The organism is Pseudomonas sp. RV120224-01b (assembly GCF_003208145.1).
GTDB classification, from domain to species: domain Bacteria; phylum Pseudomonadota; class Gammaproteobacteria; order Pseudomonadales; family Pseudomonadaceae; genus Aquipseudomonas; species Aquipseudomonas monteilii.
The window spans coordinates 31,622-48,389 of sequence record NZ_QKMQ01000010.1 but is presented as its reverse complement, the minus strand read 5'-3'; the positions used below and the strand labels follow the sequence as shown (position 1 = coordinate 48,389).

Genomic DNA, 16,768 nt, shown 5'->3' with positions numbered 1-16,768 from the left:
GTTAATCGTCGAGGCGCTCTTCCAGTTGGCGCACTTCTTGGGCGAGCTTGTCGAGGAACTGCATGCGGCGCATCAGGCGCTCGGCCTTTTCGCGCTCGCCTGGGGCATCCCAGCAGGCGGCAAAGTCCTCGTTCAGGGTGTCCTGGGCAGCCTTCAGGCGCCGCTTGAACACACCCACGCCGTCAAGGTCGGCTTCGTCCTGCAACTCTTCGAGCTCTTCGCGCCACTGCATCTGCTGCAACAGGAAGTCCGGGTCGTGGACCGTGACTTCCTGAGGCACTTCATGGCCGCTGATGGCCAGCAGGTAGCGGGCGCGACGCGGCGCACTGCGCAGTGTCTGGTAAGCGTCGTTGAGGGCTGCGGACTTTTCCAGCGCTACACGCTGCTCACGCTCGGAGGCGTCGGCAAAGCGGTCGGGATGGACTTCGCGGGCCAACTCGCGGTAGCGAGTGGCCAGCTTGTCGAGGTCCAGGCGGAAGCTTGGCTGGAGGTCAAACAATGCGTAATGACAAGGAGTACCCACAGCCAGCCTCAAACGTTGAAGCTTTCGCCGCAGCCACACTCACCGCGCACGTTGGGGTTGTTGAACTTGAAGCCTTCGTTCAACCCTTCCTTGACGAAATCCAGCTCGGTGCCGTCGAGGTAGACCAGGCTCTTGGGATCGATGATCACCTTCACGCCATGGTTCTCGAACACCTGGTCTTCGTCCGCCAGTTCGTCAACGAACTCCAGCACGTAGGCCAGGCCCGAGCAACCGGTGGTGCGCACGCCCAGGCGAATGCCCTCACCCTTGCCGCGCCCGTCGAGGGAGCGGCGAATGTGGTTGGCGGCGGCTTCTGTCATGCTGATAGCCATCAGGACTCCTTACCTCGCAACAGGCGGCTTAGATCAAGCCTTTCTTCTGCTTGTAATCGCGTACGGCTGCCTTGATGGCGTCCTCAGCGAGTACCGAGCAGTGGATCTTGACCGGCGGCAACGCCAGTTCTTCGGCCAGCTGGGTGTTCTTGATGGTCTCGGCCTCGTCCAGGGTCTTGCCCTTCATCCACTCGGTGGCGAGGGAGCTGGAAGCGATGGCCGAACCGCAGCCGTAGGTCTTGAACTTGGCGTCTTCAATAACGCCCTGCTCGTTGACCTTGATTTGCAGACGCATTACGTCACCGCACGCCGGGGCGCCGACCATGCCGGTGCCAACGTCTGGGTCTTCGGCATTCATCTTGCCGACGTTGCGTGGGTTTTCGTAGTGGTCGATGACCTTTTCACTGTATGCCATGGTGCAATTCCTTCCTCATCAGGGAGCCGCTCTTGCCGGCGACTGCTTAGTGGGCGGCCCACTCGATCTTGGAGATGTCAACGCCGTCTTTGTACATGTCCCACAGCGGCGACAGCTCACGCAGTTTGTTGACGGCCTCGCAGACTTTCTGCGCGGCGTAGTCGACTTCTTCTTCGGTGGTGAAACGGCCGAAGGAGAAGCGGATCGAGCTGTGCGCCAGCTCGTCGTTGCGGCCCAGGGCGCGCAGTACGTACGAAGGTTCGAGCGACGCGGAGGTGCAGGCCGAACCGGACGAAACGGCGATGTCCTTCAGCGACATCAGCAGCGATTCGCCTTCGACGTAGTTGAAGCTCAGGTTCAGGTTGTGCGGTACGCGGGCAGTCTGGCTGCCGTTGACGTACAGCTCTTCAAGGTCCGAAACCTGCTTGAAGAAGCGGTCGCTCAGGGCCTTGATGCGCACGTTTTCTGCGGCCATTTCCTGCTTGGCGATGGCGAAGGCTTCGCCCATGCCGACAATCTGGTGAGTTGGCAGGGTGCCCGAACGCATGCCGCGCTCATGGCCACCGCCGTGAATGATGGCTTCCAGGCGTACACGCGGCTTGCGGCTGACGTACAGCGCGCCGATACCTTTAGGGCCGTAGACCTTGTGCGCCGAGAACGACATCAGGTCGACTTTCAGTTTTTGCAGGTCGATTTCGACCTTGCCGGCCGACTGGGCGGCATCGACGTGGAACAGGACGCCGCGCGAGCGGGTCAGTTCACCGATGGCGGCGATGTCGTTGATCGAGCCGACTTCGTTGTTCACGTGCATCAGCGAGACCAGGATGGTGTCGTCGCGCAGCACCGCTTCTACCATGGCCGGGGTGACGATGCCGTCTTCGCCTGGCTCAAGGTAGGTGACTTCGAAACCTTCACGCTCCAGCTGGCGAGCGGTATCCAGGACCGCCTTGTGCTCGATCTTGGAGGTGATGATGTGCTTGCCCTTGGTCTGATAGAAGTGCGCGACGCCTTTCAGTGCGAGGTTGTCGGACTCGGTGGCACCGCTGGTCCAGACGATTTCGCGCGGATCGGCGTTAATCAGCTCGGCAACCTGGCGACGACCGTTCTCGACCGCTTCCTCGGCCTTCCAGCCGAAGACGTGGGAGCGCGAAGCCGGGTTACCGAAGTTCCCGTCGACCAGCAGGCAGTCGGCCATCTTCTGGGCCACGCGTGGGTCGACCGGAGTGGTCGCGGAGTAATCGAGGTAGATCGGCAACTTCATTTGTCTCTCCTATCAGGCGGTGGCGTCGCTCATCGTCCCTGGGGGATCAATCGACGGCGGACGTCTCAATCTTGTCCAGCTGGGCGGTTCGGCCTGCGACACGTCGCAAGTCCTGGCGCTGGGCGACTTCCTGCACCTCACGGCGCATGACGAGGTCGGCCAGGCTGATGCCGCTGAGGAATTCATGGATCTGCTGGCTGAGGTCGCACCACAGGTGGTGGGTCAGGCAGGTATCACCGGCATGGCAGTCCCCGAGGCCCTGGCAACGGGTAGCATCGACCGATTCGTTGACCGCATCGATGACCTGGGCCACCTGGATGGTTTCCATGCCCCGCGACAGCTGGTAGCCACCGCCTGGACCGCGCACGCTGGAAACCAGGCTGCTGCGGCGCAGCTTGGCGAACAGCTGTTCCAGATAAGAGAGGGAAATGCCCTGGCGCTCGGAAATATCGGCCAAAGACACCGGCCCATGCTGCGCGTGCAACGCCAGGTCAAGCATGGCGGTCACGGCGTATCGGCCTTTGGTAGTCAGTCGCATGGCTATTGGGTACCACGGGAGTTTCGGGATGTGTGCGAGTATGCGATTCCCGAGCATTTAAGTCAACTATAAGACCTAGTGCTTTAGTCGGGTTTGCATCGGGGAGGCGGGCGCGAGTGTAGCAGACGAGGGGCGTGAGCACACGCCCCGTATGTCACTATGATTTCAGTGCGGCGCAATCAATGCGACTGAGTGTCGCGCTGGGCCACCTTGGCCTCCTCGGCAAAATCATCTTCCGGCAGGGCTGGCAGCTCCTTGGCACAGTAGTCGCTACCCATCTTGGTCAGGGCGCCACACATACCCTCCAGCCGCTCGTCGACCGCTTGCAAGTGGTCGAGCATCTGGCCGATGGCACGCGCCACCGGGTCGGGCATGTCGCCACTGACGCCGTAGGCATCGAAGCCGATCTTCTCGGCCATGGCCTTGCGCTTGGCCTCGACTTCGTTGTCTTCGCTCTTGACGATGATCCGCCCCGGGATGCCCACCGCCGTGGCTCCCGCTGGCACCGCCTTGGTCACCACTGCATTCGAACCAATCTTGGCGCCGGCACCGACCGTGAACGGGCCCAGCACTTTAGCCCCCGCCCCTACCACCACGCCGTTCTCCAGGGTGGGGTGGCGCTTGCCTTTGTTCCAGCTGGTGCCGCCCAGGGTCACGCCCTGATAAAGCGTGACGTCGTCGCCGATTTCGGCGGTTTCGCCAATGACGATACCCATGCCGTGGTCAATGAAGAAGCGCCGGCCAATGGTGGCGCCCGGGTGGATCTCGATACCGGTCAGCCAGCGGCCGAAGTTGGACACCAGCCGGGCCAGCCACTTGAAATCACGCTTCCACAAGGCGTTGCCGAGGCGGTGCAACCAGATGGCATGCATGCCGGGGTAGCAGGTGAGCACCTCGAAGGCATTGCGCGCAGCCGGGTCACGGTGGAAAACGCTTTGAATATCTTCACGCAGGCGTTCGAACATCTGTCAGTCCTTCCGTTTATGCGGCTCACCCCGGACCACTTTCTGGGTCTCGGTAAGGATGCCGCGCAAAATGCTCATTTCCGAACGCTCGACCGCCACCCGCCCATACAGCCGGCGCAAGCGCGGCATCAGGTGCTTGGGTTTTTCCGGGTCGAGGAAGCCGATGCCCACCAGGGTTTTTTCCAGGTGGTCGTAGAACAGCTCCATTTCGTCCATGGTCGCCAGCTCGCTGGCGTCAACCTTCTCGACTTTTTCCGGCGCTGCACCGCCAGCCAGCCAGGCCATGCGCACCTCATAGGAGAGCACCTGCACGGCAGCGGCCAGGTTCAGCGAACTGAAGTCGGGGTTGGAGGGAATGTGCACGTGGAAGTGACATCGCTGCAGTTCTTCGTTGGTCAGGCCGGCGTGTTCGCGCCCGAACACCAGGGCGATTTCTTCGCCACCATTGGCATGCTCCACCGCCTTGGCACCGCACTCGCGCGGGCCGATCAACGGCCACGGGATGCTGCGCTCGCGGGCGCTGGTGCCCATCACCAGGTTGCAGCCGACCAGCGCCTGTTCAAGGCTGTCGACCACCTGGGCGTTATCCAGCACATCGTCGGCGCCCGAGGCACGGGCACTGGCATCCACGGCGGGGAATTCTTTCGGCTGCACCAGCACCAGACGCGACAAGCCCATGTTTTTCATGGCACGCGCAGCGCCGCCGATGTTGCCGGGGTGGCTGGTATTGACCAGAACAACACGAATATTTTGCAGCAAGGTGTTGTGCTCACAGATGCAGGAATCAGGGCCTTCGATCTTACAGAACCGACAGACGTAACGCCATGAAAGCAAATGTGACACTTCTGCCGCCAAAGTTTTCTGCTAGAATGATCGGCTTTCTTCTTTAACATCTCCAGGTGACCCGCCCATGCAGCCTATGCTGAATATCGCCCTGCGCGCCGCTCGCAGCGCCAGTGAACTGATCTTCCGCTCCATCGAACGCCTGGATAGCATCAAGGTGGACGAGAAAGAGGCTAAGGACTACGTTTCCGAGGTTGATCGCGCCGCCGAGCAAAGCATCGTCAACGCCCTGCGCAAGGCCTACCCGAACCACTCCATCCAGGGCGAGGAAACCGGCCTGCACGCGGGTAGCGGCGAAGAAGGCAAGGATTACCTGTGGATCATCGACCCGCTGGACGGCACCACCAACTTCCTGCGTGGCATCCCGCACTTCGCCGTCAGCATCGCCTGCAAATACCGTGGCCGCCTTGAGCACGCCGTGATCGTCGACCCGGTTCGCCAGGAAGAATTCACCGCCAGCCGTGGCCGTGGCGCCCAACTCAATGGCCGCCGCCTGCGCGTCAGCTCGCGCACCAGCCTGGAAGGCGCCCTGCTGGGTACCGGCTTCCCGTTCCGTGACAACCAGATGGCTGACATGGACAACTACCTGGGCATGTTCCGCGCCCTGACCGGCCAGACCGCCGGCATCCGCCGCGCCGGCTCCGCCAGCCTGGACCTGGCCTACGTGGCCGCCGGCCGCTTCGACGCCTTCTGGGAGTCGGGCCTGTCCGAGTGGGACATGGCAGCTGGCGTGCTGCTGATCCAGGAAGCCGGTGGCCTGGTGAGCGACTTCAACGGTGGCCACGACTTCCTCGACAAGGGCCACATCGTTGCAGGCAACATCAAGTGCTTCAAGGCAGTCCTGACGGCTATCCAGCCGCACCTGCCAGAGAGCATGAAGCGCTAAGCGCGGATCGCCTGAAAACAAAAAGCACCCCGCGGGGTGCTTTTTTTGTACCTGACAGTTTTACTGCCCTGCTTCGCTCAGGATCAGCTTGCCATTCTTGTCCACTGGAATGGTCGACCCCGGCTCACGGTCCATCTTCACCTTGCCGACCTGATCGCCAAGGGTGTAGGTCACGTTGTAGCCCACCACCTTCTCACTGATGTCATTCACCGTGTTGCAGCGGGTTTGCGTGGTGGTGTAGGTGTCACGCTCCTGCATGCCTTCCTGCACCTTGTTACCGGCATAACCACCACCGACCGCACCGGCCACGGTGGCGATCTTCTTGCCGGTGCCGCCGCCAATCTGGTTACCCAGCAAACCACCGGCAATTGCACCCACCACAGTACCGGCGATCTGGTGCTGGTCCTTGACCGGTGCCTGACGCGTCACGGCAACGTCCTTGCAGACTTCGCGCGGGGTTTTTACCTGTTGTTTGATCGGCTGCACGTCGGTGACCTGCGCATACTCAGGCCCCTTGTTGACCAAGCTGTAGGTCGCCACAGCACCTCCGGCAGTTACACCGACAGCACCCAGTACCGCACCCACCAGCATTGATTTGTTCACATGAACCTCCTGATCATACCCGCGGGGGTTAGCCCGCCTTCTCCCAGCCTTGGAGCAAAAAAAAAGGCGCGAGTTCAATACTCGCGCCTTTCGGGCAGCCAAACGGCGTGAGACAAGCCTTTATGGGCGCTCGTCCACACCTTCCGCCTTGGTCGGCGGGATCAGGTCTTCGCTGTTCAGATTCAGCCAGATCAGCACCACGTTGGCGATGTAGATCGACGAGTAGGTACCGGCCATGACGCCGATGAACAGGGCCAGCGAGAAGCCGAACAGGTTATCGCCACCGAAGAACAGCAGTGCGGCAATGGCCAGCAAGGTCGAAACCGAGGTGGCGATGGTACGCAGCAGGGTCTGGGTGGTGGAAACGTTGATGTTTTCGATCAACGAGGCCTTGCGCATGACGCGGAAGTTCTCACGCACCCGGTCGAATACCACGATGGTGTCGTTCAGCGAGTAACCGATGATCGCCAGCACCGCTGCCAGCACCGTCAGGTCGAAGGTGATCTGGAAGAACGACAGGATACCCAGGGTGACCACCACGTCGTGAATCAGCGAGATGATCGCACCCACGGCGAACTTCCACTGGAAGCGGAAGGCCAGGTAGATGAGGATGCCGCCCAAGGCCAGGAGCATGCCCATGCCGCCCTGGTCGCGCAGCTCTTCACCCACCTGCGGGCCGACGAACTCGACACGCTTGAGGGTGGCCGGGTTATCACCGCCCGCCTTTTGCAGGGCAGCAGCTACCTTGTTACCCAGTTGCGGGTCATCGCCCGGCATACGCACCAGCAGGTCGGTGGTAGCGCCGAAGCTCTGCACCACCGCCTCGTGGAAGCCGGAATCGACCAGCTCGGCACGCACCGCCTTGAGGTCGGCCGGGCGCTCGTAGGTCAGCTCGATCAGCGTACCGCCGGTGAAGTCCAGGCCGAAGTTGAGGCCTTTCTGCCACCAGCTGAACAGCGCCAGCACGGTGAGGAGCACGGTAATGGCGAACGCGACATTGCGCACGCCCATGAAGTTGATGGTTTTCATCGCAGCTCCCTCAAACCCACAGCTTCTTGATGTCACGCCCGCCGCAGGTCAGGTTGACCATTGCACGGGTCACCATGACGGCGGTGAACATCGAGGTGAAAATCCCGAGGGACATGGTGACCGCAAAGCCTTTGACCGGGCCGGTACCCATGGCGAACAGGATGCCGCCCACCAGCAGGCTGGTCAGGTTGGCGTCGATGATCGCGGTGTAGGCGCGGTTGAAGCCTTCGTGGATGGCGCGCTGTACCGACATGCCGGCTTTCAGCTCTTCGCGGATACGCGAGAAGATCAGCACGTTGGCGTCTACCGCCATACCCATGGTCAACACGATACCGGCAATACCCGGCAGGGTCAGGGTGGCGCCCAGCAGCGACATCAGGGCCAGCAGCAGCACCATGTTGCCCGCCAGGGCGATGGTGGCGATCACGCCGAAGCCGCGGTAGATGGCGATGATGAACAGCGAGACGAACAGCATGCCCCATAGCGACGCATCGATACCCTTGGTGATGTTGTCGGCACCCAGGCTTGGGCCAATGGTACGTTCTTCAGCGAAGTACATCGGCGCGGCCAGACCACCGGCACGCAGCAGCAGGGCCAGTTCGGACGATTCGCCCTGACCGTTCAGGCCGGTGATGCGGAACTGGCTGCCCAGCGGCGACTGGATGGTCGCCAGACTGATGATTTTCTTTTCTTCCACGAAGCTTTGTACGGCAACGTCCTTCTCGACACCGTCGACCGTCTGCTTCACGTAGCGGGTGACCGGCTTCTGCTCGATGAAGATCACCGCCATGCTGCGGCCAACGTTGCTACGGGTAGCGCGGCTCATCAGCTCGCCACCGTGGCCATCCAGGCGGATGTTCACTTGTGGGCGGCCGTGCTCGTCAAAGCTGGCCTGGGCGTCGGTTACCTGGTCACCAGTGATGATCAGGCCGCGCTCAACAGGGGCGGAGCGGCCGCCTTCGCGGAACTCGAACACCTCGGTAGTGGCCTTGGACGCGCCTGGCTCGGCACCGAAGCGGAACTCCAGGTTGGCGGTTTTACCGAGAATACGCTTGGCTTCGGCAGTGTCCTGCACGCCTGGCAGCTCGACCACGATACGGTTGGCGCCCTGGCGCTGTACCAGCGGCTCGGCCACGCCCAGCTCGTTCACGCGGTTGCGCACGGTGGTGAGGTTCTGCTTGATCGAGTATTCGCGGATTTCGGCAACTTTTGCCTGGGTCAGCGCCAGACGCAGCACCGCAAGCTCGTTGCGCTCGGTGGTGGTCAGGTCGAAATCATTGAAATTCTTGCGGATCAGGGCACGTGCCTGTTCGCGGGTAGCATCGTCAGCGAAGCCCAGCATGATGCCGCCATCCTGCTGAGGCAGGCTGCGGTAGCGGACGCGCTCTTTGCGCAGCAAGGTCTTGACCTCGCCTTCGTAGACTTTCATGCGGGCCGTCATGGCCTTGTCCATGTCCACTTCCAGCAGGAAGTGCACACCACCGGACAGGTCCAGGCCCAGCTTCATCGGGCTTGCACCCAGGTTACGCAGCCATTGCGGGGTAGTCTGGGCCAGGTTCAGGGCCACGACGTAATCATCGCCCAGCGCCTTGCGCACGACATCCTTGGCCGGCAGTTGGTCTTCCTGGTTGGTCAGGCGGATCAGCCCGCTGCCCTTCTCGCCCAGGCTTGCGCCCTTGACGGCGATCTTGGCATCGACCAGCGCCTTGCTGACGCGATCGAGGTCGGCCTGGTTCACCTGCAGCGCCGAGCTGGCACCGCTGATCTGCACCGCCGGGTCATCCGGGTAGAGGTTGGGAGCGGAATAAATGAAACCGACCACCAGTACCAGCACGATCAGTGCATATTTCCACAGAGGGTATTTGTTCAGCATCACGCCGCCCGTTCAAGACGCGGGGCGCGTTGCGCGCCCCGACTGGAAAATAAAACCGGTAACTCAGATAGCCTTGAGCGTACCTTTTGGCAGGGTTGCCGCGATGGCGCCCTTCTGGAACTTCAGCTCGACAGTGTCGGACACTTCCAGTACCACGAAGTCATCGGAAACCTTGACGATCTTGCCGGCGATGCCGCCGCTGGTGACAACTTCGTCACCTTTTTGCAAGTTGCTCAGCAGGTTCTTCTGCTCTTTGGCGCGCTTGGCCTGCGGGCGCCAGATCATCAGGTAGAAGATGACCAGGAAACCGACCAGGAAAATCCACTCGAAGCCGGTACCGGCTGGGCCGGCGGCAGGTGCTGCTGCGTCCGCGTAGGCGGCGGGGATCAAGAAGCTCATTGGGCACTCCTAATGTAAATTTTCTAATAATGTGTGCGAACAGTCAGTCCAAAGGCGGCACAGGCAGCCCGCGCTTGGCGTAGAAGGCGTCGACAAAGGCGGCCAATTTACCCTGTTGAATAGCCTCGCGTAAACCGGCCATCAAGCGCTGGTAATGGCGCAAGTTGTGGATGGTATTCAGCATGCTGCTCAGCATTTCGCCGCACTTGTCCAGGTGATGCAGATAGGCGCGGGAGAAGTTGGTGCAGGTGTAGCAGTCACAGGTCGGATCCAGCGGCGATTCATCGTGGCGATGGAACGCATTGCGGATCTTGATCACCCCTGTATCGACGAACAGATGGCCGTTGCGCGCATTACGCGTCGGCATCACGCAGTCGAACATGTCGACGCCGCGGCGCACACCCTCAACGAGATCTTCCGGTTTGCCTACCCCCATAAGGTAACGAGGTTTGTCAGCAGGCATCTGGCCCGGCAGGTAATCCAGCACCTTGATCATTTCGTGCTTGGGTTCGCCCACCGACAGGCCGCCGATGGCCAGGCCGTCGAAACCGATGTTTTCCAGGCCTTCCAGCGAGCGCATGCGCAAGTCCTGGTACATGCCGCCCTGGACGATACCGAACAGTGCCGCGGTATTGTCGGCGTGGGCGTTCTTCGAGCGCTGGGCCCAGCGCAGCGACAGCTCCATGGAGGTGCGCGCCACGTCGTGCTCGGCCGGGTACGGGGTGCACTCGTCGAAGATCATCACCACGTCCGAGCCCAGGTCACGTTGCACCTGCATCGACTCTTCCGGGCCCATGAACACCTTCGAGCCATCGACTGGCGAGGCGAAGGTCACGCCCTCTTCCTTGATCTTGCGCATGGCACCCAGGCTGAACACCTGGAAGCCACCGGAGTCGGTGAGGATCGGGCCTTTCCACTGCATGAAATCGTGCAGGCCGTTGTGCTTCTTGATCACCTCGGTGCCCGGGCGCAGCCACAGGTGGAAGGTGTTGCCCAGGATCATCTCGGCGCCAATGGCCTCGATATCGCGTGGCAGCATGCCCTTGACCGTACCGTAGGTGCCCACTGGCATGAACGCCGGGGTTTCCACGGTGCCACGAGGGAAGGTGATGCGACCACGACGGGCCTTGCCGTCGGTGGCCAGCAGTTCGAAGGACATTCGACAGGTGCGACTCATGCTTGATCCTCGGGGCCGCGCGGCGCCGGATTGCGGGTGATGAACATGGCATCACCGTAACTGAAGAAGCGGTACCCGTTCTCGACCGCCGCCGCGTAGGCGGCCATGGTTTCGGGGTAGCCGGCGAAGGCCGAGACCAGCATCAGCAGCGTGGACTCCGGCAGGTGGAAGTTGGTCACCAGGGCGTCGACCACATGGAACGGCCGGCCTGGGTAGATGAAGATGTCGGTGTCGCCGCTGAAGGCCTTGAGCACACCGTCACGTGCCGCGCTTTCCAGCGAACGCACGCTGGTGGTGCCGACCGCGATCACCCGGCCGCCACGTGCGCGGCAGGCCTCAATGGCATCGACCACATCCTGGCCCACTTCGAGCCACTCTTTATGCATGTGGTGGTCTTCGATCTTGTCGACCCGCACCGGCTGGAAGGTGCCCGCGCCCACGTGCAGGGTCACGAAGGCCCGCTCCACGCCCTTGGCGGCGATCTTTTCCAGCAGCGCCTCGTCGAAGTGCAGGCCCGCTGTGGGCGCTGCAACCGCACCGGCACGCTGGGCATACACGGTCTGGTAACGCTCACGGTCGGCACCCTCGTCCGGGCGGTCGATATAGGGCGGCAGCGGCATATGGCCGACGCGGTCGAGCAGTGGCAGCACCTCTTCGGTGAAGCGCAGCTCGAACAGCGTGTCGTGGCGCCCGACCATTTCGGCCTCGCCACCACCATCGATGAGGATGACCGCGCCTTCTTTCGGCGCCTTGCTGGCACGTACATGGGCCAGCACCCGGTGGCTGTCGAGCACACGCTCCACCAGCACTTCCAGCTTGCCGCCGGAGGCTTTCTGGCCAAACAACCGCGCCGGGATCACCCGGGTGTTGTTGAACACCATCAGGTCGCCGGGGCGCAGGTGGTCGAGCAAGTCGGGGAATTGCCGGTGCGACAGCGCGCCGGTCGGCCCATCGAGCACCAGCAGACGGCTGCCATGGCGCTCGGCCAACGGGTGGCGGGCGATCAGGGAATCAGGGAGTTCGAAGGAGAAATCGGCGACGCGCATGATGATGTTCGGTTCGGCAGGGCCGGGAAGTTTAGCCCAATGTGTGAAAATTGACCATGAAAGCCGATTGACCGACTAGCGGCAGCTCTCTATACTGCGCGCCACACGCCCTGATGGCGGAATTGGTAGACGCGGCGGATTCAAAATCCGTTTTCGAAAGGAGTGGGAGTTCGAGTCTCCCTCGGGGCACCAAGATCCGGAAAAAACCGACCTTATGGTCGGTTTTTTTTCGCCTGCTGATTGGGCATCGGCACAGCCGTCCCCTCCTTTACTCAACAGAAAATTACACATAACGTAACTTTCTGTGCACCCTAACCGTTAGGGATCATGGTTGCCGCCCGCTCACGCTAGCCAGTATGAGTGGATGCAACGTCAGCATGAAGCTGAAGGCCAAGCGCTCTGGTCACCTTCAGGATGGTGGCGAAGCTTGGGTTCCCTTCGCCGGACAACGCCTTGTACAGGCTTTCACGTCCAAGCCCGGTATCACGCGCCAATTGAGCCATACCTTTTGCACGCGCAATGTTGCCGAGCGCCTTGGCGATAAAAGCCGCATCATCGCCCGCCTCTTCAATGCAAGCTTCGAGGTAAAGCGCCATGTCCTCATCCGTCTTGAGGTGTTCGGCACTGTCCCATTTTTTCAGTTTGAAGCTACTCATGGATGCCTCCTGAGGATGGTCTTCATGGCTCAAGTGTATCCCATGGGATACGCACTATGAGCCGACCATCCCCGTCGCGCAATCAACGAACGTTGCCAATCATGACCAAGCCACCCCAACCTGTGCGTGCTTAGGCCTCAGAAATCCGCCCGCAGGGTAACGGTGTAGTTACGCGGATCACCGTAGTAGTTCGCCGCATACAGCCAACCGATGCTGGAGAAGTACTTCTTGTCGAACAGGTTGTTGCCGTTCAACGACACGCTGAAGTTCTTGTTGATCTGGTAAGCCACCCGAGCGTTCCAGATCGCATAACCGGCCTGTTCGATCTTCCCTACCCCGTCTGTCCCACCAAAGTTACCGTGGTAGTTGCGGCTCTGGATGTTGGCGCCAGCACCCACGGTCCATGGGTCCAGTTCGCCAGGCAGGTTGTAGTCCGCCCAGAAGCGCAGCAGGTGCTTGGGCGTGTAGGTGTTGAAGGTGCCGCCGGCCTGCGACTCGCCATCGGCCGGGTCGTTGCGGTACTCGGTGTGGGTGTAGGTGTAGCCGGCAAACAGCTGCATGCGGTCCAGCACTTCACCGCTGATCTCCGCATCGAAGCCCTGGGTGCGCACTTTGCCGCCGGCCACGTAGCAGTTTTCGCCACCGTCAGTACCGCACTCGGCAGCCTGGGCGCGGTTCTCCTGGTCAACCTGGAACAGCGCGAAGCTGGTATTCACGCGACCATCGAACAGCTCACCCTTCAGGCCCAGCTCATAGTTGGCGCCTTCGATGGGCTTGAGCGGGGCGTTGTCCACGCTCAGCTCGGTCTGCGGCTTGAAGATGTCGGCGTAGCTCACGTAGGCCGACCACTGGTCGTTCAACGCGTAGATCAGGCCGCCATAAGGCGTGAACTCGCCGCTTTCACGCGAGTGGGCCGGGGTTGGCGACACGCCGTTGAAGCGGTGCAGTTCATAGTCATAGGTGTAGTTGCTAGTGCGCCCGCCCACTACCAGGGTCAAAGGGTCGGCCAGCTTGTAGCGCGTGACCGCGTACAGCCCGTTCTGGCGGATCTTGCCCTTGGAAGTGCCGGGGTAGGTGTTTGTAGTGCCGTTGCCCAGCAGTTGATCCTGGGTCGGGCGCTGTGGCGAGACGGGGTCGTAGATGTTCATCGGGCCCAGGTTCAGGAAACCGCCTTGCAGGTCGTCGGTCTGCAGGTCACTGGCGTTGGCGCCCACCACCACTTCGTGCTCCCGGCCAAAGGCACGCCACTTGCCGGTCAGGTTGATGTCGGCGCCCTTGTTGATGTTCTCGAAGTCGTACATGTAGGCACGCGAGCGCATGCCGTCGCCGGTGGCCGGGTCCACAGCGCCACGGCCGAAGCTGTAGAGGATGTAGTTGGTTTCGCGCATGTAGCTGCCAGAAGCCTTCAGGCGCCAGTCTTCGTTGAAGTCGTGGGTGACGTCGGCAAAGTAGGTGGTCTGTTTGTTGTCCCACGTGTTCCAGTCGGCACCGGTGTAGGTGGACCGGCTGACGTTCAAGGCGCTGCCATCCTTGTTGCGCGGCAGCCCGCTGAAGAACGGCGTTGAATGCAAGTCTTCGACACTGGCTCCCGCCGCTACCGTAGTCGCGTCGCTGAGGTCGTATTCAAGGATGCCGTAGAGCACGTTCTTGCGGCTTTCGGCGGTGTCGTAGAAATAGTTCTGGTCTTCGTGCCCGGCCACCACACGGCCACGAAGCGAGCCGTCGGCATTGAGCGGGGCGCCGGCATCGACGGTTTGACGATAAGTGTCCCAGGAGCCAGCGCTGGCAGTCACTGACAAGAATGGCTCGGCTTTCGGGCGTTTGCGCACCAGGTTGATGGCTGCGCCGGGGTTGCCGCTGCCTTGCAACAGGCCGTTGGCCCCGCGCAGGATTTCGACGCGGTCGTACAGCAGCGTGTCGGAGGTGAAGCTGCTGCCGATGGCGTAGTAGCGGCGGTCGAGTGGCACGCCGTCGTACTGGATGGTTTCCACCTCGAAACCACGGGAATAGATGTACTTGCCGCCGGACGGGCTTTGCAGGGTGGTAATGCCCGTGGTTTTTTCCAGCACTTCATCCAGGGTATCGAGGCGCTGGTCATCCATGGCCTTGCGCGTGACCACGCTGACCGATTGTGGAATGTCCTTGAGGCGGTGGGTGCCCTTGCCAATGGTCACGGCGTTGGCGGTGTAGCTGCCTGAGCCCTCGGTGGTTGCGTCATCCTGGACACCATTGATGTTCAGCGGCTCCAGGTTCAAGGCGGCACCGCCAGACGCTGCACTCAGGGGGACGGGCTGCAAGCCATAGACGTTGTTGCCCCGGCGCACGGCCTGCAAGCCGGTGCCGGCCAACAGGTGCTGCAAGCCTTCTTCGACACCATACTGGCCCTGCAACCCCGGGCTGGAGAGGCCACGGGTCAGCTCCGAGGTGTATTGCAGGGTAAACCCTCCTTCACTGGCAAACCGGGCAAGCACCTGGGCCAGGGAGCCAGACGCGATGCTGTAGGCCTGCGGCGCCTGCACAGGCGCAGCCAGGGCGTGCACGCCAACACCTTGCAGGGCGAAGGCCAGGGCGCTCAGGGCGAGTATCCGACAGTAGCTGGACACGCGTGGTTGAACCATGGCGAAGCCGGTCGTGGCGACCGGTGAAGAAGAGCGGATCATTGAGAAGTTGTCCCTATTATGTGTGGCAGTTCCACAGATAAGGACTGACGAGTTTCAAAAACGGGCCAATTCTCATTAACGTTTGCTGACCGTTACCCAGTAACGGGTGCGGTAGTCCACCTGCACCGCCAATGTGGCTGGCAGCGCGGCTAAAATGGCGTCAGTGTTTTTCAGCTGGAAAGCGCCGCTGATCAACAGATGCCCAACTTCAGGCTGGCAGCGTAGCCAGCCCGGTCGGTAGCGCCCCAGCTCGCTGAGGAATTCGCGCAGTGGCATCTCGTCGACCACAAGCTGGCCATGGGTCCACTGGCTGTCTTGTTCACGGGCTGGCGCCAAAGCGCCCTGCCCCCAGGCATCGAAGGTCAGCTGCTGCCCGGCATCAAGGGTTTGCCCTGGGCCACGGGCAGGCGTAATCCTTACCGCTCCCTGGAACACGGCCAGTTGCGTCGCGCCTTCGCGCTGGCGGACCAGGAAGCGGGTCCCCAGGGCCTCCAGCAGACCTTGCTCGGTGGAGACACGCAATGGCCGGTTAAAGGTGCTGTGGGTATCCGGGCCAGTGTCGACCAGTACTTCGCCACGGCGCAAGTTGATCAACCGTTGCTGCGCGTCGAAGTCCACGTCCACAGCGGTATCGGTGTTCATGTCCAGCAACGTGCCGTCAGCCAAGGTCATCTGTTTATGCTGGCCAACGTCGGTGGCATAAGCCGTCTGTGGCACAAGCTGGCGATAGCCGACATAACCGAGCGGCGCGACGATGGCCAGTGCCAGCATCTGCTTCATCACCTGGCGGCGCTCACGGTTCAAGGTGCCCATGGCCAGTTGCTGCGGCAGCATGCCCAACCGGGCCTGCACCCGAAGCGCCTTCTGCCAGGCCCGCTCATGCTCGGGCGCGGCCGCACGCCATCGGCTACAGGCAGCGCGCTGGGCCGGGCTGACGGCCTCGTCGAGCATCAGCATGTGCCAGTTGGCGGCTTGCCGGGCCACTTCCGGCGTGATGCGGGGTTGCTGGCTGGGCATCAGAAATCTTCGTCGAACAGGATGCAGGCTTGCAGAGCATTGGCCATGTGCCGCTTCACCGTGCGCTCGCCAATTCCCAGGCGGCGGGCTACTTCGATATAGGTCAGGCCCTCCAGCTGCACCAGCAGGAACACCGAGCGCACCACCGGTTTGAAGGTGTCGAGCAGTGCATCCAGTTGCTGCAGGGTTTCGCGCATTTCCCACTGTTCTTCGGCAGACAGCGCGAACAACTCCGGCAATTGCGCGAGCATGTCCAGGTAGGCGCGCTCCAGTGACTGGCGGCGGAAATGGTCATGGACCAGCCGCCGGCTCACCGTTGCCAGGTAGGCCCGGGGGCGCTGCAGGCTCAGGCTGGCACCCGCCTTCTGCTGGGCCTGAAGAATCCGCAAGAAGGTGTCCTGAGCCAGGTCGGCGGCTTGTGCCGAACAGCCCAGCCGGCGGTATAGCCACTGCTTGAGCCATCCATTGTGCTCCGCATAGACCTGACTCAGATCGTCGTTAATCACGGGTATCCCTCCGGGCGAGGATGGCACCTTAGATGATAA

18 protein-coding genes and 1 tRNA gene are annotated in these 16,768 nt (G+C 61.7%); 2 read left to right on the top strand and 17 right to left on the bottom strand.

The genetic code is table 11. The features are described from left to right. Position 1: 1 nt before the first annotated feature. The 7 genes from hscB to trmJ all read right to left on the bottom strand — a co-directional run bounded on the left by hscB (position 2) and on the right by trmJ (position 4,793). A complete protein-coding gene (gene hscB / locus N436_RS16585) occupies positions 2 to 523 on the bottom strand; it encodes a co-chaperone HscB (protein ID WP_060501842.1) in 522 nt (173 codons plus the stop codon). 8 nt (positions 524 to 531) lie between these two features. After that, the gene (gene iscA, locus N436_RS16580; RefSeq protein WP_003248536.1) at positions 532 to 855 is read right to left on the bottom strand and encodes an iron-sulfur cluster assembly protein IscA; all 324 of its coding nucleotides are present in this window, start codon (positions 853 to 855) and stop codon (positions 532 to 534) included. Positions 856 to 883: 28 nt separating this feature from the next. Further along, positions 884 to 1,270 (bottom strand): Fe-S cluster assembly scaffold IscU, encoded by a 387-nt coding sequence (iscU, locus tag N436_RS16575; RefSeq protein ID WP_003248539.1) that lies wholly within the window; start codon positions 1,268 to 1,270, stop codon positions 884 to 886. A 46-nt stretch (positions 1,271 to 1,316) separates the two neighbouring features. Then, positions 1,317 to 2,531 carry an IscS subfamily cysteine desulfurase gene (locus tag N436_RS16570; protein ID WP_105946971.1) on the bottom strand — a complete coding sequence of 405 codons (1,215 nt, stop codon included), beginning with the start codon at positions 2,529 to 2,531 and terminating at the stop codon, positions 1,317 to 1,319. A gap of 46 nt (positions 2,532 to 2,577) precedes the next feature. After that, the gene (gene iscR, locus N436_RS16565) at positions 2,578 to 3,069 is read right to left on the bottom strand and encodes a Fe-S cluster assembly transcriptional regulator IscR (protein WP_008092572.1); all 492 of its coding nucleotides are present in this window, start codon (positions 3,067 to 3,069) and stop codon (positions 2,578 to 2,580) included. A gap of 179 nt (positions 3,070 to 3,248) precedes the next feature. Then, a complete protein-coding gene (cysE, locus tag N436_RS16560) occupies positions 3,249 to 4,034 on the bottom strand; it encodes a serine O-acetyltransferase (RefSeq protein WP_016713210.1) in 786 nt (261 codons plus the stop codon). Positions 4,035 to 4,037: 3 nt separating this feature from the next. Beyond that, positions 4,038 to 4,793, bottom strand: coding sequence for a tRNA (cytosine(32)/uridine(32)-2'-O)-methyltransferase TrmJ (trmJ, locus tag N436_RS16555; RefSeq protein WP_105946972.1), 756 nt, complete (start codon positions 4,791 to 4,793; stop codon positions 4,038 to 4,040). 151 nt (positions 4,794 to 4,944) lie between these two features. Here trmJ and suhB point away from each other — a divergent pair, with 151 nt between their 5' ends. Next, a complete protein-coding gene (suhB, locus tag N436_RS16550; protein ID WP_016713212.1) occupies positions 4,945 to 5,763 on the top strand; it encodes an inositol-phosphate phosphatase in 819 nt (272 codons plus the stop codon). A gap of 60 nt (positions 5,764 to 5,823) precedes the next feature. Here the strand turns inward: suhB and N436_RS16545 are convergent, their stop codons facing one another. From N436_RS16545 to queA, 6 genes are all read right to left on the bottom strand, one after another. Beyond that, on the bottom strand, positions 5,824 to 6,366 hold the full coding sequence (locus N436_RS16545; protein WP_025753813.1) for a glycine zipper 2TM domain-containing protein: 543 nt from the start codon (positions 6,364 to 6,366) through the stop codon (positions 5,824 to 5,826). A 120-nt stretch (positions 6,367 to 6,486) separates the two neighbouring features. Further along, positions 6,487 to 7,395: a protein translocase subunit SecF gene (secF, locus tag N436_RS16540; protein WP_012270586.1), complete on the bottom strand. Its 909-nt coding sequence runs from the start codon at positions 7,393 to 7,395 to the stop codon at positions 6,487 to 6,489. A 10-nt stretch (positions 7,396 to 7,405) separates the two neighbouring features. Next, positions 7,406 to 9,268, bottom strand: a complete 1,863-nt coding sequence (gene secD / locus N436_RS16535) for a protein translocase subunit SecD (RefSeq protein WP_060501849.1) — start codon at positions 9,266 to 9,268, stop codon at positions 7,406 to 7,408. A gap of 63 nt (positions 9,269 to 9,331) precedes the next feature. Further along, positions 9,332 to 9,667, bottom strand: coding sequence for a preprotein translocase subunit YajC (gene yajC / locus N436_RS16530; RefSeq protein WP_110741570.1), 336 nt, complete (start codon positions 9,665 to 9,667; stop codon positions 9,332 to 9,334). A gap of 43 nt (positions 9,668 to 9,710) precedes the next feature. Next, positions 9,711 to 10,826, bottom strand: coding sequence for a tRNA guanosine(34) transglycosylase Tgt (tgt, locus tag N436_RS16525; protein WP_014589748.1), 1,116 nt, complete (start codon positions 10,824 to 10,826; stop codon positions 9,711 to 9,713). A 14-nt stretch (positions 10,827 to 10,840) separates the two neighbouring features. Then, positions 10,841 to 11,890 (bottom strand): tRNA preQ1(34) S-adenosylmethionine ribosyltransferase-isomerase QueA, encoded by a 1,050-nt coding sequence (gene queA, locus N436_RS16520; protein WP_110741569.1) that lies wholly within the window; start codon positions 11,888 to 11,890, stop codon positions 10,841 to 10,843. Between the two features lie 107 nt (positions 11,891 to 11,997). Between queA and N436_RS16515 the strand changes: the two genes are divergently transcribed. After that, positions 11,998 to 12,082: transfer RNA gene (locus N436_RS16515), tRNA-Leu, on the top strand. A gap of 155 nt (positions 12,083 to 12,237) precedes the next feature. Here the strand turns inward: N436_RS16515 and N436_RS16510 are convergent. The 4 genes from N436_RS16510 to N436_RS16495 form a co-directional block, all read right to left on the bottom strand. Further along, entirely contained in the window at positions 12,238 to 12,546 is a 309-nt protein-coding gene (locus tag N436_RS16510) for an addiction module antidote protein (protein WP_110741568.1), read from the bottom strand. A 137-nt stretch (positions 12,547 to 12,683) separates the two neighbouring features. Continuing rightward, on the bottom strand, positions 12,684 to 15,206 hold the full coding sequence (locus tag N436_RS16505; RefSeq protein ID WP_110741567.1) for a TonB-dependent receptor: 2,523 nt from the start codon (positions 15,204 to 15,206) through the stop codon (positions 12,684 to 12,686). A 75-nt stretch (positions 15,207 to 15,281) separates the two neighbouring features. After that, positions 15,282 to 16,223 (bottom strand): FecR domain-containing protein, encoded by a 942-nt coding sequence (locus N436_RS16500; protein WP_110741566.1) that lies wholly within the window; start codon positions 16,221 to 16,223, stop codon positions 15,282 to 15,284. Next, positions 16,223 to 16,729: a sigma-70 family RNA polymerase sigma factor gene (locus N436_RS16495; protein WP_060499947.1), complete on the bottom strand. Its 507-nt coding sequence runs from the start codon at positions 16,727 to 16,729 to the stop codon at positions 16,223 to 16,225. Before N436_RS16495 ends, N436_RS16500 begins: the two co-directional genes overlap by 1 nt. Positions 16,730 to 16,768: the final 39 nt, after the last annotated feature.

Excerpts from the sequence above, each read along its gene's own strand:
- iscU (WP_003248539.1), bottom strand. The coding sequence starts at position 1,270 with ATGGCATACAGTGAAAAGGTCATCGACCACTACGAAAACCCACGCAAC.
- queA (WP_110741569.1), bottom strand. The coding sequence starts at position 11,890 with ATGCGCGTCGCCGATTTCTCCTTCGAACTCCCTGATTCCCTGATCGCC.
- N436_RS16570 (WP_105946971.1), bottom strand. The coding sequence starts at position 2,531 with ATGAAGTTGCCGATCTACCTCGATTACTCCGCGACCACTCCGGTCGAC.
- secF (WP_012270586.1), bottom strand. The coding sequence starts at position 7,395 with ATGAAAACCATCAACTTCATGGGCGTGCGCAATGTCGCGTTCGCCATT.
- N436_RS16505 (WP_110741567.1), bottom strand. The coding sequence starts at position 15,206 with ATGATCCGCTCTTCTTCACCGGTCGCCACGACCGGCTTCGCCATGGTT.
- cysE (WP_016713210.1), bottom strand. The coding sequence starts at position 4,034 with ATGTTCGAACGCCTGCGTGAAGATATTCAAAGCGTTTTCCACCGTGAC.
- iscR (WP_008092572.1), bottom strand. The coding sequence starts at position 3,069 with ATGCGACTGACTACCAAAGGCCGATACGCCGTGACCGCCATGCTTGAC.
- iscA (WP_003248536.1), bottom strand. The coding sequence starts at position 855 with ATGGCTATCAGCATGACAGAAGCCGCCGCCAACCACATTCGCCGCTCC.
- yajC (WP_110741570.1), bottom strand. The coding sequence starts at position 9,667 with ATGAGCTTCTTGATCCCCGCCGCCTACGCGGACGCAGCAGCACCTGCC.
- N436_RS16510 (WP_110741568.1), bottom strand. The coding sequence starts at position 12,546 with ATGAGTAGCTTCAAACTGAAAAAATGGGACAGTGCCGAACACCTCAAG.
- suhB (WP_016713212.1), top strand. The coding sequence starts at position 4,945 with ATGCAGCCTATGCTGAATATCGCCCTGCGCGCCGCTCGCAGCGCCAGT.
- N436_RS16500 (WP_110741566.1), bottom strand. The coding sequence starts at position 16,223 with ATGCCCAGCCAGCAACCCCGCATCACGCCGGAAGTGGCCCGGCAAGCC.
- secD (WP_060501849.1), bottom strand. The coding sequence starts at position 9,268 with ATGCTGAACAAATACCCTCTGTGGAAATATGCACTGATCGTGCTGGTA.
- tgt (WP_014589748.1), bottom strand. The coding sequence starts at position 10,826 with ATGTCCTTCGAACTGCTGGCCACCGACGGCAAGGCCCGTCGTGGTCGC.